27 protein-coding genes are annotated in these 22,532 nt (G+C 75.2%); 18 read left to right on the top strand and 9 right to left on the bottom strand.

Annotated features, from left to right (window positions below):
- Positions 1 to 53 precede the first annotated feature (53 nt).
- Positions 54 to 974 (bottom strand): UTP--glucose-1-phosphate uridylyltransferase GalU, encoded by a 921-nt coding sequence (galU, locus tag ACI799_RS08965; RefSeq protein ID WP_456590875.1) that lies wholly within the window; start codon positions 972 to 974, stop codon positions 54 to 56.
- Between the two features lie 27 nt (positions 975 to 1,001).
- On the opposite strand from galU, the gene ACI799_RS08960 reads away from it, so the two are divergent.
- The 12 genes from ACI799_RS08960 to ACI799_RS08905 all read left to right on the top strand — a co-directional run bounded on the left by ACI799_RS08960 (position 1,002) and on the right by ACI799_RS08905 (position 13,099).
- Positions 1,002 to 1,592, top strand: a complete 591-nt coding sequence (locus ACI799_RS08960; protein ID WP_456590876.1) for a 5-formyltetrahydrofolate cyclo-ligase — start codon at positions 1,002 to 1,004, stop codon at positions 1,590 to 1,592.
- A gap of 42 nt (positions 1,593 to 1,634) precedes the next feature.
- Positions 1,635 to 2,972, top strand: coding sequence for an SLC13 family permease (locus ACI799_RS08955; protein ID WP_456590877.1), 1,338 nt, complete (start codon positions 1,635 to 1,637; stop codon positions 2,970 to 2,972).
- A gap of 95 nt (positions 2,973 to 3,067) precedes the next feature.
- Positions 3,068 to 4,255, top strand: a complete 1,188-nt coding sequence (locus tag ACI799_RS08950; protein WP_456595932.1) for a CaiB/BaiF CoA transferase family protein — start codon at positions 3,068 to 3,070, stop codon at positions 4,253 to 4,255.
- Positions 4,252 to 5,781 carry a carboxyl transferase domain-containing protein gene (locus tag ACI799_RS08945; RefSeq protein ID WP_456600634.1) on the top strand — a complete coding sequence of 510 codons (1,530 nt, stop codon included), beginning with the start codon at positions 4,252 to 4,254 and terminating at the stop codon, positions 5,779 to 5,781. The genes ACI799_RS08950 and ACI799_RS08945 overlap by 4 nt, the downstream gene beginning before the upstream one ends.
- A gap of 128 nt (positions 5,782 to 5,909) precedes the next feature.
- Complete coding sequence (locus ACI799_RS08940) at positions 5,910 to 6,389, top strand: DUF5313 family protein (RefSeq protein ID WP_456590880.1); 480 nt, start codon at positions 5,910 to 5,912, stop codon at positions 6,387 to 6,389.
- A 32-nt stretch (positions 6,390 to 6,421) separates the two neighbouring features.
- A complete protein-coding gene (locus ACI799_RS08935) occupies positions 6,422 to 6,871 on the top strand; it encodes a helix-turn-helix transcriptional regulator (protein WP_456590881.1) in 450 nt (149 codons plus the stop codon).
- Between the two features lie 5 nt (positions 6,872 to 6,876).
- Positions 6,877 to 7,287 carry a VOC family protein gene (locus ACI799_RS08930; RefSeq protein ID WP_456590882.1) on the top strand — a complete coding sequence of 137 codons (411 nt, stop codon included), beginning with the start codon at positions 6,877 to 6,879 and terminating at the stop codon, positions 7,285 to 7,287.
- A gap of 94 nt (positions 7,288 to 7,381) precedes the next feature.
- The gene (locus ACI799_RS08925; RefSeq protein WP_456590883.1) at positions 7,382 to 9,757 is read left to right on the top strand and encodes an ATP-binding cassette domain-containing protein; all 2,376 of its coding nucleotides are present in this window, start codon (positions 7,382 to 7,384) and stop codon (positions 9,755 to 9,757) included.
- Between the two features lie 36 nt (positions 9,758 to 9,793).
- Positions 9,794 to 10,183, top strand: coding sequence for an ArsR/SmtB family transcription factor (locus tag ACI799_RS08920; RefSeq protein WP_456612911.1), 390 nt, complete (start codon positions 9,794 to 9,796; stop codon positions 10,181 to 10,183).
- Positions 10,180 to 10,872 (top strand): cation diffusion facilitator family transporter, encoded by a 693-nt coding sequence (locus tag ACI799_RS08915; RefSeq protein WP_456612910.1) that lies wholly within the window; start codon positions 10,180 to 10,182, stop codon positions 10,870 to 10,872. Before ACI799_RS08920 ends, ACI799_RS08915 begins: the two co-directional genes overlap by 4 nt.
- Entirely contained in the window at positions 10,869 to 11,798 is a 930-nt protein-coding gene (locus ACI799_RS08910; RefSeq protein WP_456612909.1) for a cation diffusion facilitator family transporter, read from the top strand. The genes ACI799_RS08915 and ACI799_RS08910 overlap by 4 nt, the downstream gene beginning before the upstream one ends.
- Before the next feature lie 44 nt (positions 11,799 to 11,842).
- Positions 11,843 to 13,099, top strand: coding sequence for an APC family permease (locus ACI799_RS08905; protein WP_456612908.1), 1,257 nt, complete (start codon positions 11,843 to 11,845; stop codon positions 13,097 to 13,099).
- A 9-nt stretch (positions 13,100 to 13,108) separates the two neighbouring features.
- On the opposite strand, the gene ACI799_RS08900 is transcribed toward ACI799_RS08905, so the two are convergent.
- Positions 13,109 to 13,705: a hypothetical protein gene (locus ACI799_RS08900; protein WP_456612907.1), complete on the bottom strand. Its 597-nt coding sequence runs from the start codon at positions 13,703 to 13,705 to the stop codon at positions 13,109 to 13,111.
- A gap of 198 nt (positions 13,706 to 13,903) precedes the next feature.
- Between ACI799_RS08900 and ACI799_RS08895 the strand changes: the two genes are divergently transcribed.
- The 3 genes from ACI799_RS08895 to mscL all read left to right on the top strand — a co-directional run bounded on the left by ACI799_RS08895 (position 13,904) and on the right by mscL (position 15,445).
- A complete protein-coding gene (locus tag ACI799_RS08895; RefSeq protein WP_456590888.1) occupies positions 13,904 to 14,239 on the top strand; it encodes an FmdB family zinc ribbon protein in 336 nt (111 codons plus the stop codon).
- A gap of 95 nt (positions 14,240 to 14,334) precedes the next feature.
- Positions 14,335 to 14,961, top strand: coding sequence for a Flp pilus assembly protein CpaB (gene cpaB / locus ACI799_RS08890; protein WP_456590889.1), 627 nt, complete (start codon positions 14,335 to 14,337; stop codon positions 14,959 to 14,961).
- 13 nt (positions 14,962 to 14,974) lie between these two features.
- Positions 14,975 to 15,445 carry a large conductance mechanosensitive channel protein MscL gene (mscL, locus tag ACI799_RS08885; RefSeq protein WP_456612906.1) on the top strand — a complete coding sequence of 157 codons (471 nt, stop codon included), beginning with the start codon at positions 14,975 to 14,977 and terminating at the stop codon, positions 15,443 to 15,445.
- Here mscL and ACI799_RS08880 read toward each other — a convergent pair whose 3' ends face one another.
- The gene (locus ACI799_RS08880) at positions 15,446 to 16,150 is read right to left on the bottom strand and encodes a YbaK/EbsC family protein (protein WP_456612905.1); all 705 of its coding nucleotides are present in this window, start codon (positions 16,148 to 16,150) and stop codon (positions 15,446 to 15,448) included. It lies immediately after the preceding gene.
- A 118-nt stretch (positions 16,151 to 16,268) separates the two neighbouring features.
- On the opposite strand from ACI799_RS08880, the gene ACI799_RS08875 reads away from it, so the two are divergent.
- The gene (locus tag ACI799_RS08875; protein WP_456600628.1) at positions 16,269 to 16,628 is read left to right on the top strand and encodes a VOC family protein; all 360 of its coding nucleotides are present in this window, start codon (positions 16,269 to 16,271) and stop codon (positions 16,626 to 16,628) included.
- Positions 16,625 to 17,035 (top strand): PaaI family thioesterase, encoded by a 411-nt coding sequence (locus tag ACI799_RS08870; RefSeq protein ID WP_456600627.1) that lies wholly within the window; start codon positions 16,625 to 16,627, stop codon positions 17,033 to 17,035. The genes ACI799_RS08875 and ACI799_RS08870 overlap by 4 nt, the downstream gene beginning before the upstream one ends.
- On the opposite strand, the gene ACI799_RS08865 is transcribed toward ACI799_RS08870, so the two are convergent.
- Both ACI799_RS08865 and ACI799_RS08860 read right to left on the bottom strand, forming a co-directional pair.
- Positions 17,032 to 17,946 (bottom strand): MSMEG_6728 family protein, encoded by a 915-nt coding sequence (locus ACI799_RS08865; protein WP_456590894.1) that lies wholly within the window; start codon positions 17,944 to 17,946, stop codon positions 17,032 to 17,034. The two genes, ACI799_RS08870 and ACI799_RS08865, sit on opposite strands and share 4 nt — an antisense overlap.
- Positions 17,947 to 18,089: 143 nt before the next feature.
- Positions 18,090 to 18,935: an NAD-dependent protein deacetylase gene (locus tag ACI799_RS08860; protein WP_456612904.1), complete on the bottom strand. Its 846-nt coding sequence runs from the start codon at positions 18,933 to 18,935 to the stop codon at positions 18,090 to 18,092.
- 124 nt (positions 18,936 to 19,059) lie between these two features.
- Between ACI799_RS08860 and ACI799_RS08855 the strand changes: the two genes are divergently transcribed.
- Complete coding sequence (locus tag ACI799_RS08855; protein ID WP_456612903.1) at positions 19,060 to 20,073, top strand: ion channel; 1,014 nt, start codon at positions 19,060 to 19,062, stop codon at positions 20,071 to 20,073.
- A gap of 18 nt (positions 20,074 to 20,091) precedes the next feature.
- Here ACI799_RS08855 and ACI799_RS08850 read toward each other — a convergent pair whose 3' ends face one another.
- From ACI799_RS08850 to ACI799_RS08835, 4 genes are all read right to left on the bottom strand, one after another.
- Positions 20,092 to 20,538, bottom strand: coding sequence for an SRPBCC family protein (locus ACI799_RS08850; RefSeq protein WP_456590897.1), 447 nt, complete (start codon positions 20,536 to 20,538; stop codon positions 20,092 to 20,094).
- A gap of 28 nt (positions 20,539 to 20,566) precedes the next feature.
- Complete coding sequence (locus tag ACI799_RS08845; RefSeq protein WP_456590898.1) at positions 20,567 to 20,932, bottom strand: hypothetical protein; 366 nt, start codon at positions 20,930 to 20,932, stop codon at positions 20,567 to 20,569.
- Between the two features lie 181 nt (positions 20,933 to 21,113).
- Positions 21,114 to 21,812: a LuxR C-terminal-related transcriptional regulator gene (locus ACI799_RS08840; RefSeq protein ID WP_456590899.1), complete on the bottom strand. Its 699-nt coding sequence runs from the start codon at positions 21,810 to 21,812 to the stop codon at positions 21,114 to 21,116.
- A 295-nt stretch (positions 21,813 to 22,107) separates the two neighbouring features.
- On the bottom strand, positions 22,108 to 22,532 hold a 425-nt coding region (locus ACI799_RS08835), incomplete at its 5' end, for an LGFP repeat-containing protein (protein ID WP_456590900.1).

The following is a 22,532-nucleotide window of genomic DNA, read 5'->3' as shown; positions in this document are numbered from 1 at the left end:
CGGACGGGTCCGGCGCGGGGCCGCGGGTCCGATCGTGCCCTCGTGGGCGCCGGTCAGGACGACGACGCGCCCTCGGCGGGCAGCTCCGTGACGAAGTCGCGCAGCCAGCCGCGCAGCGACGGGCCCAGGTCGTCCCGCTCGACGGCCAGCCGGATGACCGCCTTGAGGTAGTCGAGCTTGTCACCGGTGTCGTACCGCCGGCCGCCGAAGACCACGCCGTGGACGGGTGCGCCGCGCTCGACGAGGGTGGCCAGCGCATCGGTCAGCTGGATCTCGCCGCCGCGGCCGGGCGGGGTCTCGCGCAGCACGTCGAAGATCTCCGGCGCCAGCACGTAGCGCCCGATGATGGCCAGGCTGCTGGGGGCCTCGTCGACCGGCGGCTTCTCGACCAGGCCGGTGACGGCGACGACGTCGCCGCCGTCGGCGGTCGGCTCGACCGCCACGGCGCCGTACTTGTCGATGTTCTCCCGGCCGACGTCGAGCAGGGCGATCACCGAGCCGCCGTGCTCGGCCTGGACGGCCAGCATCTGCTCGAGCAGGTGGTCGCGGGCGTCGATCAGGTCGTCGCCCAGCAGCACGGCGAACGGCTCGTCCCCGACGAAGGCGGCCGCCTGGAGCACCGCGTGACCGAGCCCGCGCGCCTCGCCCTGCCGGACGAAGTGCACCTGCGCGACCTCGGTGGACTCGTGCACGGCCGCGAGGCGCCCGGCGTCGCCCTTCTTCTCCAGGGCGGCCTCGAGCTCGGGGGTGCGGTCGAAGAAGTCCTCGATGGCGGCCTTGTTGCGGCCGGTGACCATGAGCACCTCGGGCAGGCCGGCCCGGGCCGCCTCCTCGACGATGTACTGGAGGGCCGGCCGGTCGACGACCGGCAGCAGCTCCTTGGGGACGGCCTTGGTGGCCGGCAGGAAGCGAGTGCCCATTCCTGCGACGGGGATGACCGCCTTCCGGGCCGTACGGGTCTGGGGCATCGACATGCTCCGCAGCCTAGCTAGCCTGCGCGGATGGGCACGTCGGCAGAGTGGGGCGCGGCCAAGGCCGCGCTCCGCGCGGAGCTGCTGGGACGGCGCGCGTCCCGCCCGGCGCGTGAGCGCGCGGCGGCCGCCCGGACGGTCGCCGCGACGCTCGCCGGGCGGCTGGCCGGCGTCCCCACGGTCGCCGCGTTCGTGCCCGACGCGACCGAGCCCGGGCACGGCCACCTCCCGGCGGCGCTCGCCGACGGGGCCCGCCTGCTGCTCCCGGTCGTACCCGCCCACGGCCGGGAGCTGGACTGGGCGGAGCACTCCGGGGAGCTGGTGCCCGGGCGGTTCGGTCTGCTCGAACCGGCCGGGCCGCGACTGGGCCCGGCCGCGCTCGCGGCGGCCGGCGCCGTCGTCGTCCCGGCGACGGCGGTGGCCCGGGACGGGACGCGGCTGGGCCGCGGCGGCGGCTACTACGACCGCGCCCTGCGGCACGCCCGGCCGGAGGCGGTGCTGGTCGCGGTCGTCTTCGACGACGAGCTCGTCGACCGGTTGCCGAGGGAGCCGCACGACGTGCGGGTGACGGCGGTGGTGACGCCGTCGGGCGGATGGCAGGCGCTACCGGCGGGTCACTGACACAGTGGGCGCACCCCAGCCCCCGACGCCGTGGGAGTGCCCGTGTCGACCGAGATCGTCACCATCCTCGCGCTGGTCGTGATCTTCGCGATCGCGACGTTCCTGCCGATCAACATGGGGGCGCTGGCGTTCGTCGCCGCGTTCGTCGTCGGCACGCTGTCGGTGGGGCTGAGCACCGACGACATCATCAGCGGGTTCCCGGCCGGGCTCGTGCTGACGCTGATCGGCGTCACGTACCTGTTCGCGATCGCGCAGAACAACGGCACCGTGGACCTGCTGGTCCGCGGCGCGGTGAGGATGGTCGGCGGCCACGTCGCCGCCATCCCGTGGGTCATGTTCTTCGTGACCGCGGTGCTGACCGCCATCGGGGCGCTCTCCCCGGCCGCGGTGGCGATCATCGCGCCGATCGCGCTCACCTTCGCCGCGCGGCACGACATCAGCCCGCTCCTGATGGGGATGATGGTCATCCACGGCGCCCAGGGCGGCGGCTTCTCCCCCATCAGCGTCTACGGCGTCACCGTGAACCGGATCGTGGCCGACGAGGGGTTGCCCAGCAGCCCGGTGGCGGTCTTCCTCGGTGCGCTCTTCTTCAACATCGCCATCGCGCTGGCCCTGTTCTTCGTCCTTGGCGGCCGGCAGCTGCTCGGGCGGAAGGTGGCCGCCGAGCCGCTCGCGCACACCGAGCACGCGCACGGCACGCTGGTCCGCGGCCACGGTGCGGCGCCCGGCCCCGCCGTCGGTGGGGACGACGACGAGCACATCCACCCCGACCGGCCGGCGCCCGTCCGCTTCGAGCAGATCCTGACGCTCATCGGGCTGGTCGTCGTCGCCGTCCTGGCGCTCGCCTTCGACCTGGACATCGGCTTCGTCGCGATCACGGTCGCCGTCGTCCTGGCGCTGTTCTCCGCGCAGCAGCACAAGGGCGCGGTGACCCAGATCAGCTGGTCGACCATCCTGCTGATCGCCGGTGTGCTGACCTTCGTGTTCGTGCTGGAGGAGGCCGGCACCATCGACTACGTCGGCGACGCGGTCATCGGGCTCGGCGTACCGCTGCTGATCGCCCTGCTGCTGGCGTACATCGGCGGCGTGGTGTCGGCGTTCGCCTCGTCGACGGCGATCATCGGCGTCGCCATCCTGCTCGCCGTGCCGTTCCTGGAGGCCGGTGACATCAGCGCCATCGGTGTCGTGGTCGCCCTGTCCGTGGCCTCGACGATCGTCGACGTGAGCCCGTTCTCGACGAACGGCGCGCTGGTGCTGGCCAACGCCCAGGACGTCGACCGCGACCGCTTCTACAAGCAGATCCTGGCCTACGCGGCCATCGTCGTGGCCGTCGGACCGCTGCTGTCGTGGCTGGTGTTCGTCGTCCCCGGCTGGCTGTGACCCCCTGCGCAGGACCTTTGCCAGAAATACCTCAGCGCTGAGACACTTCTGGGACGCGGCCGCCGCGGCCGCGCCCCCGAGCGAGGGAGCACACCATGCCCGGACCGCTGGACGGCGTCCTCGTCGTCGACCTGACCCGAGCCCTCGCCGGGCCGCACGCCGCGATGATGCTGGGCGACCTCGGTGCCCGCGTCATCAAGGTGGAGACCCCGGGCACGGGGGACGACACCCGTGGCTGGGGGCCGCCGTTCGTGGAGCCCGACTCCGGCGAGCGCGAGTCGACCTACTTCCTGGCGGCCAACCGCAACAAGGAGTCGATCACCCTCGACCTCAAGGACGAGGCGGACAAGACGGTGCTGACCGGGCTGCTCCAGCGCGCCGACGTGCTGCTGGAGAACTTCCGCCCGGGCACGCTGGCGCGGCTGGGCTTCGGTACCGACGTGCTGGCCGAGCTCAACCCGAGGCTGGTGACGCTGGCGATCAGCGGGTTCGGCCACGACGGCCCGGAGGGCGGCCGGGCGGGCTACGACCAGATCGCCCAGGGCGAGGCCGGGCTGATGTCGCTCACCGGCCCCGGGCCCGACGAGCCGCAGCGGGTCGGCGTCCCGATCGGCGACCTGCTGGCCGGCATGTACGGCGCCTACGGCGTCCTCGCCGCGCTGATCGAGCGGGGGCGGACGGGGCGCGGTCAGGTGGTGCGCACGTCGCTGCTGGCCGCGATCGTCGGCGTGCACGCCTTCCAGGGGACGGCGTGGACGGTGGCCGGGCAGGTCGGGCGCGCGCAGGGCAACCACCACCCCTCCATCGCGCCCTACGGCCTGTTCCGCTGCGCCGGGGGCAGCGTGCAGCTCTCCTGCGGCAGCGAGTCGCTGTGGCGCAAGCTGTGCACCGAGTTCGGCCTGGACGCCGAGGCCCCGGGCCTGGCCACCAACGGCGAGCGGGTGCAGCGCCGCGACCAGGTGATCGCGCTGCTGGAGGAGGCCTTCGCCGCCATCTCCCCCGAGGACCTGCTCGCCCGGCTGGCCGCGGCCGGGATCCCCGCCGGCAAGGTGCGCACGATCGACGAGGTCTACGGCTGGGACCAGACCCTCTCGCAGGGTCTGGTGGTCGACGTCGAGCACGCCACGCTGGGCGACCTCCGGCTGCCCGGGCCGCCGCTGCGCTTCTTCTCGGCCGGACCGGACGGCGAGACCGAGACCACGCGGCGCGACCACACCGCTCCCCCGGTGCTGGGCGCCGACGGCGACGCGATCCGCGCCTGGCTGAACGGTCCGGTGGCGTGACCGGCGGGGCGGCCCGCCCGGACGCCCGGACCCTGCGCGATCTGGTGCTCGACCCCGGGTCGTGGCAGTCGTGGGACTCCCCCATCCCGCCCCGCGACGTCGCCGAGGGCTACGCCGCGGAGCTCGCCCGGGCCGCCGAGAAGAGCCGGCAGGACGAGTCGGTCATCACCGGGGAGGGACGGCTGCGCGGCCGCCGCGTCGCCGTCGTCGCCGGGGAGTTCGGGTTCCTGGCCGGGTCGATCGGGGTCGCCGCCGCCGAGCGGCTGATCGCGGCGGTGGAGCGGGCGACCGAGGAGGGGCTGCCGCTGCTGGCGGCGCCGGTCTCCGGGGGCACCCGCATGCAGGAGGGCACGGTCGCCTTCCTGCAGATGATCGGCATCACCGCCGCCATCGCCCGGCACAAGGAGGCGGGGCTGCCCTACCTGGTCTACCTGCGCCACCCCACCTTCGGCGGGGTGCTGGCCTCGTGGGGGTCGCTCGGCCACGTGACGATCGCCGAGCCCGGCGCCTCGATCGGCTTCCTCGGCCCCCGGGTGTTCGAGGCGCTGTACGGCGAGCCGTTCCCGGCCGACGTCCAGACCGCCGAGAACCTGGCCGAGCACGGCCTGATCGACGCCGTCGTCCCGCCCGAGCAGATCGCCGAGGTCGCCGACCGCGCGCTGCGCGTGCTCTCGGCCCGGCAGACCTGGCACGTCGACGTCCGGGACGCCGAACGCCCGACGCCGGCGGACGGGACGGACGCCGACGACCCCGAGGACCACCGCACCGCCTGGGACGTCGTGACGGCATCCCGGCGCGAGGACCGCCCCGGTGTCCGCCGGCTGCTGCGCACCGCGGCCACCGACGTCGTCGGGCTCTCCGGCACGGGCGCCGGCGAGAAGGACCCCGGCCTGCTGCTGGCGCTGGCCCGCTTCGGCGGGGCCCCGTGCGTGGTGCTGGGGCAGGACCGGCGCGGGCAGTCGATGTCGGCGCCGCTGGGCCCGGCGGCGCTGCGGGAGGCCCGCCGCGGCATGCACCTGGCCGAGCAGCTCCGGCTGCCGCTGGTCACGCTGATCGACACCCCCGGCGCCGCGCTCTCCCGCGACGCCGAGGAGGGCGGGCTCGCCGGGGAGATCGCCCGCTGCCTGCACGACCTCGTCGTCCTGAAGGCACCCACCCTGGCCGTGCTCCTCGGCCAGGGCACCGGCGGTGGGGCGCTCGCGCTGGTGCCTGCCGACCGGGTGCTGGCAGCGGCCAACGGCTGGCTCGGCCCGCTGCCGCCCGAGGGCGCGTCGGCGATCGTGCACCGCACCGTGGACCGGGCCGACGAGATGGCCGCGGCCCAGGGCGTGCGCGCCACGGACCTGTGGCGGGCGGGGATCGTCGACCGGGTGGTGCCCGAGCGACCCGACGCCGCGGACGAGCCGACCGAGTTCTGCCTGCGGCTGGGCCGGGTGCTGGGCGAGGAGCTGGCCGGGCTGCTCGGCCGCGACGACACCGAGCGCTTCCGGACGCGGCTGCACCGCTACCGCCACCTCGGCCGCTGAAAGAGGACCCCTCCTCCCCACCCCTCGCACGCTCGGGGCGGTGCCCTGGAGGGGGCCGACGGGGCGGACGTGAGCCAGGACGGCGCCGGGGGCCAGCGCCCCGTCGGCGGCGCTGGGACGATGGCACCGTGAGCGACGGCGAGGCCAGGACCGACGTCCCCGGGGAGGCGGACGCCGCGCGGAGGGACCCCGTGGTCCGCCCGGCTCCGCACCGGTGGCTCTGGTACGCCCTCGGCGGTGGGCTCCCCGAGCGGCACCGGGGCTGGGTTCTGCACGACACCACCACGAGCACCTGGTGGGCGCGGCACGTGGTCCGCACCCTGGTCCAGCTGTCCGTCCCCATCGCGCTCGTCGTGGCCTTCCTCCCCGCGCCGCTGGGGCTGCGACTGGCGGTCGCGGGCGGCGGGATCTTCCTGGGGCTGATCTTCTCGCTCGCCTACATGCCCGAGACCACCGAGAACCGGGTGGTGAAGGCCGGCTACCCCGCCGGCACCGCGACCGCCGCCCGCGACCGCGCCGGCCTCGCGAGCCAGCGGGCCGAGAGCGAGCGGAAGCGGGCGGCGGCGGCCCGGCGGGCCGCGCGGTACCGGGAGCGCCTGGACCGCTGACGCGGGCGGCGCTCCGTGGCACGATCCTGCGCGTGACCAGCGGACCGGCCGCGGACCCGCACCTGCGCGACCTCGTGCGGCTGCGCCGCGTGCGCGACCGGATCGACCGGGAGTACGCCCAGCCGCTGGACGTCGCGGCGCTCGCCCGCGGCGCGCACATGTCGGCCGGGCACCTGAGCCGGGAGTTCAAGCGCGCCTACGGCGAGTCCCCCTACGCCTACCTCATGACGCGCCGCATCGAGCGGGCGATGGCGCTGCTCCGGCGCGGCGACCTGACCGTCACCGAGGTCTGCTTCGCGGTCGGCTGCTCGTCGCTGGGCACCTTCAGCACCCGCTTCACCGAGCTGGTCGGGGTGCCGCCGAGCACCTACCGGCGCGAGGCCGCAGCGGCGACGGCGGGGATGCCCTCGTGCACCGCGAAGCAGGTGACCAGACCGGTCAGGAATCGAGAAGCGCAGGCAGCCGCGCCGTCCCTAGCGTGACCGCCATGGACCTCACCGTGCACCACACCTTCCTCCCCCACGACGACCCGGAGGCCTCGCTGGCCTTCTACCGTGACGCCCTCGGCTTCGAGCTGCGCAACGACGTCGGCTACGACGGCATGCGGTGGCTCACCGTGGGCCCGGCCGACGAATCGGCGACGTCGATCGTCCTGCACCCGCCGACCGCCGACCCCGGGATCACCGAGGACGAGAAGCGCGCCATCGCCGAGATGATGGCCAAGGGCACCTACGCGTCGGTCGTCCTGGCCACCAAGGACCTCGACGGCGCCTTCGACCGGATCCAGGCCACCGGCGCCGAGGTGATGCAGGAGCCGACCGACCAGCCCTACGGCGTGCGCGACTGCGCCTTCCGCGACCCCGCCGGCAACACCGTCCGCATCCAGGAGCTCCGCTGAGAACCACCGCCCCGGGCAGTCACCCCTGTCGGACGCCGCTGGTAGACAGCGGGCCCTCGCCACGCCGGCGGGGGCCCGCACGGATGGAGGCACGATGAGCACGCTGACCGAGTCGCCGACCGCGCACGTCGCGGACAGCCACGACCTGATCCGGGTCGTCGGGGCCCGGCAGAACAACCTCCGGGACGTCACCGTCGAGATCCCCAAGCGGCGGCTGACCGTGTTCACCGGCGTCTCCGGGTCGGGCAAGAGCTCGCTGGTGTTCGGGACGATCGCCGCGGAGTCGCAGCGGATGATCAACGAGACCTACAGCGCATTCGTGCAGGGCTTTATGCCGTCGCTGGCGCGGCCCGACGTCGACGTCCTCGAGGGCCTGACGACGGCGATCCTCGTCGACCAGGAGCGGATGGGCGCCAACCCGCGCTCGACGGTGGGCACCGCCACCGACGTCAACGCGATGCTGCGCATCCTGTTCAGCCGGCTCGGGGAGCCCTCCCTCGGCTCGCCGAACGCCTACTCGTTCAACATGCCCTCGGTGTCGGCCAGCGGGGCCATCACCGTCGAGCGCGGCGCCGGGACGAAGGCCGAGAAGGTCACCTTCACCCGGCTCGGCGGCATGTGCCCGCGCTGCGAGGGCATGGGCTCGGTCACCGACATCGACCTGACCGCGCTCTACGACGACCGCAAGTCGCTGTCCGACGGCGCGCTCACCGTTCCCGGCTACAGCATGGACGGCTGGTACGGCCGGGTCTTCAGCGGCGCCGGCCTGCCCATGGACAAGCCGATCGCCGAGTTCTCGAAGAAGGAGCTGCACACCCTCCTCCACGCGCAGCCCACCAAGGTCAAGGTGGACGGGGTCAACCTCACCTACGAGGGCCTCATCCCGAAGATCCAGAAGTCGATGCTCGCCAAGGACGTCGACGCCATGCAGCCGCACGTGCGGCGCTTCGTCGAGCGGGCCGTCACCTTCACGACCTGCCCCGACTGCGACGGCACGCGGCTGAGCGCCGAGGCCCTGTCGTCGAAGATCCGCGGCAAGAACATCGCCGACCTCTGCCGGATGCAGATCAGCGACCTCGCCGGCTGGCTGCGCGACCTCGACGAGCCCACCGTCGGGCCCCTGCTGGCCGGGCTGCGGCACACCCTCGACTCCTTCGTCGAGATCGGGCTGGGCTACCTGTCCCTGGACCGCCCGGCCGGCACGCTCTCCGGCGGCGAGGCGCAGCGCACCAAGATGATCCGCCACCTCGGGTCGTCGCTGACCGACGTCACCTACGTCTTCGACGAGCCGACCATCGGGCTGCACCCGCACGACATCCAGCGGATGAACGACCTGCTCCTGCGGCTGCGCGACAAGGGCAACACCGTGCTCGTGGTCGAGCACAAGCCCGAGACGATCGCGATCGCCGACCACGTCGTCGACCTCGGCCCCGGCGCCGGCACCGAGGGCGGCGAGGTGGTCTTCGAGGGCACCGTCGAGGAGCTGCGCCGCAGCGGCACCCGCACCGGCCGCCACCTCGGCGACCGGGTGTCCCTCAAGCCGGAGGTGCGCACGTCGACCGGCGCCCTGGAGATCCGCGGCGCCCGGCAGAACAACCTGCGCGGTGTCGACGTCGACGTCCCGACCGGCGTGCTCACCGTCGTCACCGGCGTGGCCGGCTCCGGCAAGAGCTCGCTGATCCACGGCAACCTGGCCGGCCGGGACGGCGTGGTGGTCGTCGACCAGTCGGCGATCCGGGGGTCGCGCCGGTCCAACCCGGCGACCTACACCGGACTGCTGGAGCCGATCCGCAAGGCGTTCGCCAAGGCCAACGGCGTGAAGCCGGCCCTGTTCAGCGCCAACTCCGAGGGCGCCTGCCCGACCTGCAACGGCGCCGGGGTCATCTACACCGACCTCGGCGTCATGGCCACGGTCGAGTCCACCTGCGAGGAGTGTGAGGGCAAGCGATTCCAGGCCGCGGTGCTGGAGTACTCGCTGGGCGGCAGGAACATCGCCGAGGTCCTCGCGATGAGCGTGGCCGAGGCCGAGGAGTTCTTCCGCGGTGGGGAGGCGCGCACGCCCGCGGCGCACGCGATCCTCGACCGGCTCGCCGACGTCGGGCTGGGATACCTCACCCTCGGTCAGCCGCTCACCACCCTCTCCGGCGGCGAGCGGCAGCGGCTCAAGCTGGCCACCCGCATGGCGGAGAAGGGCGGGATCTACGTCCTCGACGAGCCGACGACCGGCCTGCACCTGGCCGACGTCGAGAACCTCCTCGGCCTGCTCGACCGGCTGGTCGACGCCGGGACGACCGTCATCGTCATCGAGCACCACCAGGCGGTCATGGCGCACGCCGACTGGATCATCGACCTCGGTCCCGGCGCGGGGTCCGAGGGTGGCCTGGTCGTCTTCGAGGGCACCCCGGCCGACCTCGTCGCCGCTCGCTCCACCCTCACGGGGCAGCACCTCGCGGAGTACGTGGCCGGCTGAGGCGGAACGCCTGGTCGATGGCGCTATCATCGCCGCATGACGATGATCGTGGCCGGCGACGGCCGGAACACCCGCGCCGAGGCCCCGGTCGACGAGGCGGCGGCCCTCACCGCTGCGGCCTGCCTGTTCCGCAGCCTCGGCGACCCCAGCCGGCTCGCCATCGTGCGCCACCTCGCCCTCGGGGAGCACAAGGTCGTCGAGCTCACCCGCCACCTGGGGCTGGCCCAGTCCACCGTCTCGGCGCACCTGGCCTGCCTCCGGGACTGCGGCCTGGTCACCTCCCGCCCGCAGGGGCGGGCGTCGCTGTGGTCGCTGGCGGCGACGCCGGAGGTCCTCGAGCTGCTCGCCGCCACGGAGCGGCTGCTGGCCGCCACGGGGGACGCGGTCACCCTCTGCCCCACCTACGGCGAGGTGGCACCCCGGTGAGCGCTGTGACCACCGCCCCCGCCCCCACCGCAGCCGAGCGCGCCCGGCTGGGCCGTCGCGCCCAGCTGCTCGCGGGGGCCGCCGTCACCTACAACGTCGTCGAGGCCGTCATCGCGATCACCGCCGGGCTGGTCGCCGGCTCGGTCGCCCTCGTCGGGTTCGGGCTCGACTCCGTCGTCGAGGTCTCCAGCGGGCTGATCATCCTGTGGCAGTTCCGCCACCACCTCCCGGAGACCCGGGAACGGCTGGCGCTGCGGCTGATGGCCTGCTCGTTCTTCGCCCTGGCCGCGTACGTCACGTTCGAGTCGGTGCGCGCGCTGCTGGTCGGCGGCGACCCCGACGCCTCGCCGGTCGGCATCGGCCTGGCCGCCGTCTCCCTGGTCGTCATGCCGTTCCTCTCCTGGGCCCAGCGCCGCACCGGCCGGGCCCTGGGGTCCAGCGCCGTCGTCGCCGACTCCACGCAGACGCTGCTGTGCACCTACCTGAGCGCCGCCGTCCTTGCGGGGCTGGTGCTCAACGCCTGGCTCGGCTGGCGCTGGGCCGACCCGGTCGCCGGCCTGGTCATCGCGGCGGTCGCCCTCCGCGAAGGCATCGAGGCGTGGCGCGGCGAGGGCTGCTGCGCGCCCACCCGCCCCGGTCCGGACGCCGAGGTGGACAGCTGCTGCGGGGGCCCGGGGACCACGCGGTGAGCGGCGGGCACGCCCACGCCCACGCCCACGCCAGCGGCCCCGGCGACCGCCGGCGCCTGGTGGTCGTGCTGGCCCTGACGGCGAGCGTGCTCGTCGTCCAGCTGGTCGGGGCACTGGTCTCGGGCTCGCTCGCCCTGCTCGCCGACGCCGCGCACGCCGCCACCGACGCCGCCGGCCTCGCGATCGCCCTGGTCGCGGCCACCCTGGCCCTCCGGCCGGCGACGTCCCAGCGCACCTGGGGCTACCGGCGGGCCGAGGTGCTCGGCGCGACCCTGCAGGCCGCCGTGCTGCTGGCGGTGGGCGGGTACATCGCGGTCGAGGCGGTCGGTCGGCTGGCCGACCCACCGGAGATCACCCCCACCGCCGTGCTGGTCTTCGGCGGGATCGGGCTGGCCGCCAACGTGGCCGGGATCGTGGTGCTCGCCCGCGGCGGGCGCAGCGGCAACGTCAACATGCGGGCGGCGCTGCTGGAGGTCGTCAACGACGCGCTGGGCTCGGTCGCCGTCCTGGTGGCGGCGGTCGTCGTCGCGCTGACCGGCTGGCAGCGCGCCGACGCGGTCGCCTCGCTGGTCATCGTGGCGCTGATCGTCCCGCGCACCCTGGCGCTGCTGCGCGAGACGGTGTCGGTGCTGCTGGAGAGCAGCCCGCCCGGCCTGGACCTCGACGCCGTCCGCACGCACCTGCTCGCGCTGCCGCACGTGCTCGGGGTGCACGACCTGCACGCCTCGCAGATCACCAGCGGGCTGCCCGTGCTCTCGGCGCACGTCGTCGTCGAGGACGGCTGCTTCCACGACGGCCACGCGCCGCAGGTCCTCGACCAGCTCCAGGCCTGCCTGGCCGAGCACTTCCCGGTCGCCGTCGAGCACTCCACCTTCCAGCTCGAGACCGCAGCGCACGGCCACCACGAGCCGGCCGCCCACCACTGACCCGCCCGCTATCGTCGGTCGACGCCGGACCACCGAGGAGCGCCGTGAGCACTGGTCCCGCCTTGACCCGCCGGCTGGGCACCGGCGATGCGGTCGTCATCGGGCTCGGCTCGATGATCGGCGCCGGGGTGTTCGCCGCCTTCTCCCCCGCCGCACAGGCAGCGGGGGCCGGCCTGCTGATCGGGCTCGCCGTCGCCGCGGTGGTGGCCTACTGCAACGCGACGGCGTCGGCGCAGCTGGCCGCCCAGTACCCCACCTCCGGCGGCACCTACGTCTACGGCCGGGAGCGGCTCGGCGAGTGGTGGGGGTTCCTGGCCGGGTGGGGGTTCGTCGTCGGCAAGACCGCCAGCTGCGCGGCCATGGCGCTCACGTTCGCCGCGTACGCCGCACCGGCGGGCTGGGAGCGGCCGGTGGCCGTGGCCGCGGTGCTGGGCCTGACCGCCGTCAACTACCGGGGCGTGACCCGCACCGCCGGGCTGACCCGGATCATCGTTGCCGTCGTGCTCACCGCGCTGGCCGTCGCGGTCGCCGCGAGCCTGCTGGGCGGTGCGACGGCCGCCGACGGGCCGGTGGCGTGGACGTTCACCGACGGCGGACTGCACGGGATCCTGCAGTCGGCCGGCCTGCTGTTCTTCGCCTTCGCCGGCTACGCGCGGATCGCCACCATGGGCGAGGAGGTGCGCGACCCCGGACGGACGATCCCCCGGGCGATCCCCCTGGCGCTGGGCATCGCCGTCGCGGTCTACGCGGTGGTCGCCGTGACCCTGCTCGCCACGCTGGGCCCGGGCGGCGTCGCCGCCACCTCGGCACCGCTGGCCGCGGCGGTGGACGCCGGCGGGTGGGCGTGGGCGGAGCCGGTGGTCCGCGTCGGCGCGGCAGCGGCCGCGCTGGGCGCGCTGCTGGCGCTGGTCGCCGGCATCGGGCGCACCGGCCTGGCGATGGCCCGCCAGGGCGACCTGCCCCGGTACCTGGCCGCGGTGCACCCGCGCTTCTCCGTGCCGCACCACGCCGAGCTCACCCTCGCCGCGCTGGTCTGCCTGCTCGTGCTCACCGTCGACCTGCGCGGCGCGATCGGCTTCTCCTCCTTCGGCGTGCTGCTCTACTACTTCGTGGCCAACACCGCGGCCTTCACCCAGGACCGCGCGCACCGCCGGTTCCCCCGGCCGCTGCAGGTGCTCGGTGCGGTCGGCTGCCTGGTGCTGGTCGCCGCACTGCCCGCGCAGGCGGTGGTCGGCGGCGTCCTCGTGTTCGCCGTCGGCATCGCCTACCGCGCCGTCCGGCTGCGGCTCGCCGCGCGGTAGGCAGCCTGTTCACGCGGCCGCGGGCAGCGGCACGCTCCTGGACCGCGACCGGCCCAGCACGCCGACCGCCGCCCAGGAGAGCCCGCCGAGCAGCTGGTCGGCGACGGCCACGCCGTCCAGGCCGGCGGCGAGCAGCGGCGGCCAGGCGAGGATCGCGACGGCGGCGACCGCGGCCGCCGCCGCAGTGCTGGGCTGCCACCTGGCGAGTGCGGCGGCGAGCACGAGCGCGCCGACGGCGGTGACCGCCGTCCCCGCCAGGTACAGGGTCCAGCCGCCGACGGCCAGTTCCCGCGGCCCGCCGCGCAGACCGCCGCCCAGCACGAACTCCACGCCGACGCCGAGCCAGGAGAGGACGAAGCCGGTGGCGACGACGGACCAGCCGACCTCGGCGGCACGTGCGGCGGCCGCTCGCGCAGCCGCGATCGCGCCCGCGGCGAGCAGCGCGAGCGGGAGCAGCGCCACCCGGTTCCAGCCGACGTAGTGCAGACCCAGCCATGCACCGTCCCAGGTGGTCATCACGCCGTAGCGGGACGGCACCCACGTCGCTGCGCCGAGCACGAGCAGGACCGCGGCGGGGGTCGGGAGCGACCGGTCGGGAGTGTGCACCCGGCGATCCTGGCGGGCGCCGGCCCGCGCGTCACCGCCTCCGCGCGCGAGGCGGTGACGCCCCCGTCCGGGCGACGCGCGTCCCACCCGCCCCCGTGGACGTGGACGGCGGGTCCCCGCATGGCGCATCATTGGCAGTCTCCGGGCGGGAGTGCCAGCCCGGACCCCTACCTCCGCTCGACCAGGGAGAGCCACGACGTGCCCACGTACCAGTACGCCTGCACCAACGCCGAGGGCAAGCACGAGTTCGAGGTGGTGCAGTCCTTCACCGACGCCCCGGTGAGCGAGTGCCCCGAGTGCGGCGCCGCGGTGCGCAAGGTCTACGGCTCGGTCGGCGTCGTCTTCAAGGGCTCGGGCTTCTACCGCACCGACAGCCGGTCGAACGGCAAGTCGTCGGAGAGCACGGGCAGCAACGGGGCCTCGACGGACACCTCGTCGTCGACCCCGGCCAAGGAGAGCTCGTCGAGCTCGGCCTCCACCTCGTCGACGACGCCGTCGACGTCCGGCAGCGGGGCCAAGGCCGCCACCACCTGAGGTCGGCGGTCCGGGGTCCTCCACAGCACCGCCCCCGGTCCACAGCTCCCGCCGGCCGGCTGCAGGGCCGCCGCCGGCTCGGGCAGGGTCGGCGCATGCTGCGCCTGCGCCGACCCCGGTTCCCGCTGCTGACGGCCCGCCGGCTGGCCGCCGCGCTGCTCGCCGCGCTCGCGCTCGCCCTCGCGCTGCGCCCGGCGCCCACCCCGGCCGACGGGGAGCAGCCGCGCACGGCCCCCGTCGTGGTGGCGGCCACCGACCTGCCGGCCGGCACCAGCCTGACCCACGAACACCTGGCCCTCGTCCGGCTGCCGCGCGGTGCGGTGCCCGACGGCGCGGTGGGCGTCGCGGATCCCCTGGTGCGGCGCGTGCTCGCCGGGCACGTCCGCCGGGGGGAGCCGCTCACCGACGCCCGGCTGGTCGGCGCCGGGCTGACGGCCCTGCTGCCCCCCGGCCAGGTGGCGGCTCCGGTGCGCCTGGCCGACCTGGCGGTCGCGGCGCTGCTGCGGGCCGGCGACCGGGTGGACGTGCTGGCCACCGGAGCGGGCCCGGGGCCGGCCGAGCGGGTGGCGGCTGGGGCGCTGGTCCTCGCCGCCCCGACCGGGGACGCCGGTGAGCCGGGCGCCGGGTTGCTCGTCCTCGCCGTCGACGAGGCCACCGCGGCCCGGATCGCGGCCGCCGCGGCCACCGCAACGCTCACCGTCAGCCTGCCGCCCCCGACCTGAGGACGCCGGCCGGGTGTGGCTGGATGATCGGGTGCTCAACGGTTTCAAGGACTTCCTGTTCCGCGGCAACGTCGTCGACCTGGCCGTGGCCGTGGTCATCGGCTCGGCGTTCACCGCGGTGGTGACCTCGTTCGCCGACTCGTTCCTCCGGCCGCTCATCGAGCTGCTGGGCGGCGGGGGCGAGTTCGGGGGCGTGCTGGTGGTCGACGGTCAGCGGTTCACCTGGGGCGCCTTCCTCAGCACGGTGATCACGTTCGTGCTGACGGCCGCGATCGTCTACTTCCTGGTCATCCTGCCGGTGCACCGGCTGTTCGCCCGCCGGGCGCGCGGCGAGGAGCCCGGCCCCGTCGGACCGACGGAGCTGGAACTGCTGGTCGAGATCCGGGACCTGCTCCGCGCGCAGCAGGTGGGGACCGGCTGGAACGGCCCTTCTGCAAGGTCCCGCCGCGAGCCAGCGAGTGGCGGGGAGCAGGAGGGCCCTTGATCAGTCGCTGCCCCAGTGCGGCGGCCGGTCCTCGAGGTAGCGCCGATCGGCCTCGGCGCCGTCGGCCGGGCGCTCCCCCCAGCCCACGTCGCTGTCGTCCGTCGCCCGGTCCAGCCGCAGCGGTCGCGCGGGCGGCCGGGCCGGTGCCTCGGCGGGGAGCGGCTGGCCGAGCCCCTCGAGCACCTCGGCTGCGGGGAGCGCGGCGAGCACCGCACCCGGCACCGCGAGCTTGGCGCCGCGGGTGCCCGAGCCGACGACCACGAGCTCGGCCGCCGCCACCGCCGCGTCGACGAGGACCGGCCAGGTGGCGGGCAGCCCGACCGGGGTGATGCCCCCGTAGGCCATGCCGCTCTCGGCCACCGCGACGTCCTGCGGCGCGAACGACGCCTTGCGGGCGCCCAGGTGCCGGCGCACCAGCCCGTTGACGTCGGCGCGGGTGGTGGCGAGGACCAGGCAGGCGGCCAGCGTCGTCTCCCCGGCGCGGCGGGCGGCGACGACGACGCAGTTGGCCGACGCGGCGAGCGGCACCCCGTAGGCGTCGGTGAAGGCGGCGGTGTCGGCGAGGTCCTCGGCGATCTCCGCGACCCAGGCCGGCCCGGCCAGCGCGGGCAGCGCGGCGGCGACCGGCGGGGCCAGGAGGTCGGGGCGCCCGGCGGCCGGCAGCCAGCGCAGCGAGCCGAGGACAGGGGCAGCGGGGTCGGGCATGCCCCCGATCCTGCGGCACGGCGTCGGCGCGCTGCAGCCGGGTCCCGTGGCGGGATCCCGGCGACGCGTGGCCGGTTCCCGGCTGTCGGCCCGCGCGGGCGCGCGCCAGGATGGCGCCATGATCGGTCAACTGCACTCCGTCGTGATCGACGCGCCCGACGCACACGCCCTGGCCGGCTTCTACGCCGACCTCCTCGGCATGCAGATCAGCCGGGGCGGGCCCGGGGACGACTGGGTCGTCGTCACCGGCGCGGGGTACCGGCTGGCCTTCCAGCAGGCGCCGGACCTGCGGCCGCCGGACTGGCCGGACCCCGAGCGCCCGCAGCAGTTCCACCTCGACGTGCGGGTCGCCGACATCGAGGAGGCCGAGCCGAAGGTGCTGGCCCTGGGCGCCCGGAAGCTGCCCGGCGGCGGGGGCGACTTCCGGGTCTACGCCGACCCGGTCGGCCACCCCTTCTGCCTGGTGTGGGACGCGTGAGCGGTCCCCCGGTGGACCCGACGGCGGCAGCCGGCGCATTCGTCTCGGCGATGAGGTTCGACGTCGCCGAGGCCACCGGCACGCGGGTGACCGGGCACGTCGATCTCGGGCCCGACCAGCACACGCCGTGGGGCGTCGTGCACGGCGGGCTGTACTGCTCGGTCGTCGAGTCGGCGGCCAGCATCGGGGCCAGCCTCGCGGTGCGGGACCGCGGGCAGTTCGCCGTCGGCGTCAACAACAACACCGACTTCCTCCGCTCGATGACCGGCGGCCGGGTCGACGTCGTCGCGGAGCCGGTGCAGCAGGGGCGCACCCAGCAGCTGTGGCAGGTCGCCCTCACCCGGGAGGACGGCGCGCTGGTCGCCCGCGGGCAGGTGCGGCTGCAGAACGTGCCACTGCCCGCCTAGGCCAGCACCGCCGGGTCGAGCACGACCTGGAAGAGCGCACGCGGGTCCTGGAGGGTCGCGGGCGGCCGGGCCGCCGCCCGCGGCACCACCCGGTCGAAGCGGGCCGGGCGGCGGTGCGGCAGCAGCTCCCGGCCCTGGAACAGGTACTCCCCCACCACCTCGCCGAGGAGCAGCCCGGCGCCGTGCTCGATCGGCAGCGCGACCGGATCACCGGGCCTCATCTCGTCGAGGAAGGCCGACAACTGGCGCAGGTCCTTGGCCGGGCGGCGACCCGAGATCTCCTTGGACAGCGCCCGCAGCTCGGTGGGATCCAGCCCGGTGGCGTCGACGTCGATGCCCGACTGGACGCCGAGCCCGACGACGCCCGCCGCCAGGCAGGCGCCCAGCTCGTTGTGCGCGCGCGGCCGGACCACCCACACCCGCACCCCGTCGGGCTCCGGCGTCGGGGGCACGTCGTCCGGCCCCGGCCATACGTAGGGCAGGTCGTCGGGCTCGGGGCCGAAGAGCTCGGTGAAGCGGGCCCGGTAGAACTCCGGGTCCTTGGCGATCAGGTTCGACCGGTGCGAGCGGTGCAGCTCCTCGTCCCCCACCCAGGAGGGCAGGAGGCCGGCCGCCGCCAGCTCCGCCTGCGGCACGCCGACGACGTCGGGCGCGAACTCACCGATCAGCGTCTCGGTGGTGTCGGCGAAGCCGCGCTCGCGCCAGACCCGGACCATGGCCAGGCCGTAGGCGACCAGCGCCGGTGTCCGGCCGCGCCACATCGCGACGACGGGGTGGCTGGCCCAGCCGTAGTCGGGCAGCTCGAGCGCGCGCAGGATCTGCAGCGTCTCCACCCGCTGCTTGCCCAGCCGCGGCGAGTCGAGCAGCCGCGCGCTCTCCTCGAAGTCGGCCACCGGCACGAAGGTCTGCATCGCGGCGGTTCCTGCCCCTCCGAGCAGGTGGTGAATCTTCGATCCTGGTCGGCCTCCTGCAGGGACCCGCTGCGAGCCTGCGAGCAGTGGGGGCAGGGAGGTCCTTCCTCAACCGCCGAGCGGCCGCAGCGCCGCCGACCGGCTCATCCCAGCCGGCCGGCCAGCTCGGGCAGGACCACGCCCAGCGGAGCGTCGACCTTGAGCGTCGCCTTCGCATCGCCCCGGGTGGGCCCGGAGTTCACGATGGCGACGGGGATCCCCCGCTTGGCGGCGTGGATGACGAACCGGTAGCCGCTCATCACGGTCAACGACGAGCCGAGCACCAGCAGCGCCCGCGCGTCGTCGACCAGCGCGAAGCAGGCATCGACCCGGTCCCGCGGCACGGTCTCGCCGAAGAACACGACGTCGGGCTTGAGCGGGCCGCCCCCGCACGCCAGGCAGCCGACCATCACGAACCCGTCGAGCGCCTCGTCGGGCAGCTCCGCGTCGCCGTCGGGGTTGACCTCGTCGACCGGCTCGGGGCGGAACCCGGGATTGGCCGCCCGCAGCCGCACGTCGAGGTCGGCGCGGGAGGCGACGTCCCCGCAGGCCAGGCAGACGGTGCGGTCCAGCCCGCCGTGCAGCTCCAGGACGTCGCGTGCCCCGCCGGCCTGGTGCAGCCCGTCGACGTTCTGGGTGATCACCTCGGCCACCGCACCGGCCCGCTGCAGCGCGGCGACGGCCCGGTGCCCGGCATTGGGCTGCGCCCCGGCGATCTGCCGCCAGCCGACGAAGCTGCGCGCCCAGTAGCGGTGCCGTCCGCGGGGGTCGCGGGTGAACGTCTGGTACGTCATCGGGGTGTGCCGGCGCAGCGACCCGGTGGCACCCCGGTAGTCGGGGATGCCGGAGTCGGTGGACAACCCGGCGCCGGAGAGGACGACGGTCCCGCCGCCGCCGAGCAGGCCGGCGAGCTCGGGGAGGCCCTCGACGGTGGAGGTCGCTACGGTCACCCCGCCATCGTCCCTGCCGCGCGGCGGATGCGCCGCCGGCCCGATCGAGGAGGCCGACCGTCGTCCCCACGCCGACCCCCCGGACCACCGACCGCCGCGAGCCCGCACGTCGCCGGAGCACCGCGTGACCGGCTGGTGGTGGGACGTCATCGGCCTGGCGATCGTCGCGTTCGCGGTCGTCGACGAGGCGCGGACGACGCTGGCGGTGGCCAGTGGCCCGGGCCCGCTCACCCGGCTGATCACCGACGCGGTGTGGCGGCTGGCCCGGCGACCGGCGGTGGCGGAGGCGGCTCCGGTGCGCTTCGTGGGCGGCCCCGGCGTCGTCCTCGTCGCAGCGACCCTCGGCGCCTGGTTCAGCCTGCTCTGGCTCGGCTGGTCGCTGGTCTTCCTCGGTGACGAGGACGCGGTCGTCGGCGCGTCGAGCGGGGCGCCGGCGTCGGTCTGGGAACGGTTCTACTTCGCCGGCTACAACGTCGCCACCCTGGGCAACGGCGGCTACCAGCCCGCCGGGGCCGGCTTCCAGCTGGCCACCATGGCCGCCGCGCTCAGCGGGATGCTGCTCATCACGCTGGGCGTCTCCTACCTGACCTCGGTGATCTCCGCCGTGGTCGGCAAGCGGAGCTTCGCCTCGCAGATCACCGGGTTCGGGAACACCGGCACGGAGATGGCCACGGGCCTGGTCGCGGCGGGGACGGCGCTCCCGGCGGTGGTGCCCTTGTCGTCGCTGTCCGCGACCTTGGCGACGCTGGGGCAGCAGCACCGGGCGTACCCGCTGCTGCACGCCTACCGGCCGCGGACGCCCGAGCTCGGCACCGCCCCCGCCGTCGCGGTGCTCCTGGACGCGACCCTGGTGCTGTCGTCGGCGGCCGACCCGGCCGGCCGGCTCCCCGCCGGGCTGCGCCGGTCGGTCGTCTCCTCCGTGCAGCAGTACGTCGACCACGCCCCCGCGACCGGGAGCGAGCGCACCCGGACGGCGCCGCCGCTGGACGCCGCGGGGATCGGCCGGGCCGGGCTGGGGGTCGACCCGGCCCAGCTCGCCTCGCTGACCGCGGAGCACGCCCAGCTGCGGGACCAGCTGGCCCGCCGGATCGGGGCGGCCGGTTACCGATGGCCCGGCGGTGACCACGCGTCGTCCTGACGGACGGCGGTTCGGGGCTCAGCCGGCGGCGACCGCTTCCTCGAGCCGGGCCAGCATCGCGTCCTGGATGCGGGCCAGGCCCTTGGGGGCGAAGGTGCGCTCGAAGAACCCGCCGATGCCGGTGGCACCGGTCCACGTGGTGCGGGCCCGGACCGTGCTGACCCCCGCGTCGGCGGCGGAGACGGTCCAGGTGGTCACCATGCTGGAGTTGGTGTCGGTCTCCACGAGCGCCCCGTCGGAGGTCTCGGTGACGACGACGTCCTGCTCGCGCACCCGCTTGGAGGTGGCCTGCAGGCGCCAGTGGACCTTCGTGCCGGCGCCCTGGCCGCCGGCGTCCACGCGGTACTCGCTGTACTGCTCGGGGAGCACCGCGGGACGGGTGACGGCGTAGTCGGCGAGCGCGGCGCGGACGACGTCCGCCGGTGCGCGCAGGACACGTTCGGTGGTGGCGACGACCTGACCCATGCACCCATCCTGCCCGCCGGCCGACCGGCTACGCCTGCCCCTCCTCGGTGTTGAGGTAGGAGCAGCGGAAGCGGGCGCCGGCCATCGCCTCGGTGAAGCGTGCCTCCCACATCGGGTCGTCCGCCGGGAAGCTGTCGAACACCCGCTCCTCGAGCACCTCCGGGTGTCCGTCGGGACCCGGACAGCTGCGGCGCAGCAGCACCCGCGTCATCCCGTCCACCTCGTCGTGGGCGGCGTGCCAGTGCGCTGCGGCGACCGCCCGCGCCCGCCACTCCCGTTCGCGCCCGGGCAGCAGCCGGCCGGCGGCCGGCCACGGCTGAGGCGTCGAGACGATCCAGACGACGATCCCGGCCAGCAGCAGAAGCAGCAGTGCAGCCGCCAGGACGCCGACCATGCCCAGCACGGTAACCCCGCGAGCGGCCGCCCGGCCGGTTCCGCTGAGCCGCTCCGGCTCAGCCGGCGACGGCCTGCGGCAGCGCCACGGCCGCGGACCGTTCCTCGGTCGCCGGAGATCGCACCGGGGGACCCAACGCCGACTCCGGCCGCTCGCCGCCCCGGCCTCGGGGCCCACCGGGTCAGATCTCGACGGGAGCGGCGGTCAGGTCGTGCGCCCCGCAGGTGCAGCCGTTGCGGGCGGAGAGCACCAGCGAGACGGCGTGCGCCCGGTCGCGGGCGCCGAGCTTGCGCAGGATCGCCTTCACGTGCGACTTCACCGTGTCCTCGGAGATGAACAGGTTCTCGCCGATCGTGCGGTTGGACTGGCCCAGGACGAGCTCGTCGAGGACGTCGGACTCCCGGCGGGTCAGCGGCACCGCGGGGGTGAGCTCGCGGGCGACCGGCGCGGCCGCGCCCGGCTCCACCCGACGGATCTGCGGGTCGACGACGGTGCGACCGGCGCGGGCGGCCAGCACGGCCCAGCCGAGCAGCGTGGCGGAGGTGTTCATCAGCAGGTAGCCGCGGATGCCGGCGGCCAGTGCCTCGTTGACCACGGCCGGGTCCTCGGACGTCGCCACGGCGACGATCGCCGTCCGCGGGAAGCGGCGGCGCAGGTCGCGGCAGGCGGTCAGCGTGGCGCTGCGCCCGGAACCGAGCTCCACGACCACCGCGTCCGGGCGGGCGGACTCGGCCAGCACCAGGGCGCGGCGGGGCTCCCCCGGCGCACCGACGACCTGCATGCCGGCGGTCTCGTCGATCATGCCGACGAGACCTCGGCGCAGGACGGGTGCGTCGGCGAGGACGAGAACCCGGGTGACGCCGGCACTGGGGATGGACACGCTGGTTGCTCCGCTCACGTTCGGTGACGACCTGACGTGACCTCCATCGACCGGGTGAACGCACTGCTTGAGCACCACACCGTCTGCCGGCACGGGCCTGGGCCGGCAGACGCCACCGAGCGGCTGCGCCCCCGGTCCCGTGCAGAGCCGACCGATGCGGTGGTCGCCCGTCGCGGCGCGGTGCCATCGTGCCGCCGGCCGTCCCGGATCCCGCGGACTGCGGGAGTCCCGGATCCCGCGGACTGCGGGAACAGGGACGCCGCAGCCGCGGGCCCAGGGCGCGGGTGGCGCGCCGTCAGTCCGTGACCACCAGCTCCGTCGTGTTGGTGGCGCGGTCCCAGGTGATGTAGCCGTTCTGGAAGTCGCTGCGCCGACCGCCGGGCACGTCGTACTCCCCGCTGACCGGGTAGCCCAGCGGCCCCATCTCCCAGCCCGAGCGCTCCCAGCGGTCCCGGATCTCCCCGTACACCTCATGCGCCCCCGTGCTCGGCGACCAGTAGATCGAGCCGCCGCCGTAGCCCCCGGCGAAGTGGTTGTACCGGCCCTCACCGTCCGCGGTCCCGAGCTCCCCGGTGATCGGGTAGCCCAGCACGCCCTGCTCCCAGCCCAGCTCCTCCCAGCGGTCCCGGATCTCCCCGTACGTCTCGTGCGCACCGGTGCTCGGCGACCAGTGGATCGAGCCACCGCCGTAACCCCCGGCGAAGGCGTTGTACCGGCCCA

The organism is Blastococcus sp. SYSU DS0753, assembly GCF_054051175.1.
Note: the sequence above shows the minus strand (reverse complement) of the source record. Positions and strands in the feature narration are given on the sequence as shown.

Excerpts from the sequence above, each read along its gene's own strand:
- galU (WP_456590875.1), bottom strand. The coding sequence starts at position 974 with ATGTCGATGCCCCAGACCCGTACGGCCCGGAAGGCGGTCATCCCCGTC.
- ACI799_RS08960 (WP_456590876.1), top strand. The coding sequence starts at position 1,002 with ATGGGCACGTCGGCAGAGTGGGGCGCGGCCAAGGCCGCGCTCCGCGCG.
- ACI799_RS08950 (WP_456595932.1), top strand. The coding sequence starts at position 3,068 with ATGCCCGGACCGCTGGACGGCGTCCTCGTCGTCGACCTGACCCGAGCC.
- ACI799_RS08930 (WP_456590882.1), top strand. The coding sequence starts at position 6,877 with ATGGACCTCACCGTGCACCACACCTTCCTCCCCCACGACGACCCGGAG.
- ACI799_RS08925 (WP_456590883.1), top strand. The coding sequence starts at position 7,382 with ATGAGCACGCTGACCGAGTCGCCGACCGCGCACGTCGCGGACAGCCAC.
- ACI799_RS08920 (WP_456612911.1), top strand. The coding sequence starts at position 9,794 with ATGACGATGATCGTGGCCGGCGACGGCCGGAACACCCGCGCCGAGGCC.
- cpaB (WP_456590889.1), top strand. The coding sequence starts at position 14,335 with ATGCTGCGCCTGCGCCGACCCCGGTTCCCGCTGCTGACGGCCCGCCGG.
- ACI799_RS08880 (WP_456612905.1), bottom strand. The coding sequence starts at position 16,150 with ATGCCCGACCCCGCTGCCCCTGTCCTCGGCTCGCTGCGCTGGCTGCCG.
- ACI799_RS08875 (WP_456600628.1), top strand. The coding sequence starts at position 16,269 with ATGATCGGTCAACTGCACTCCGTCGTGATCGACGCGCCCGACGCACAC.
- ACI799_RS08865 (WP_456590894.1), bottom strand. The coding sequence starts at position 17,946 with ATGCAGACCTTCGTGCCGGTGGCCGACTTCGAGGAGAGCGCGCGGCTG.
- ACI799_RS08850 (WP_456590897.1), bottom strand. The coding sequence starts at position 20,538 with ATGGGTCAGGTCGTCGCCACCACCGAACGTGTCCTGCGCGCACCGGCG.
- ACI799_RS08845 (WP_456590898.1), bottom strand. The coding sequence starts at position 20,932 with ATGGTCGGCGTCCTGGCGGCTGCACTGCTGCTTCTGCTGCTGGCCGGG.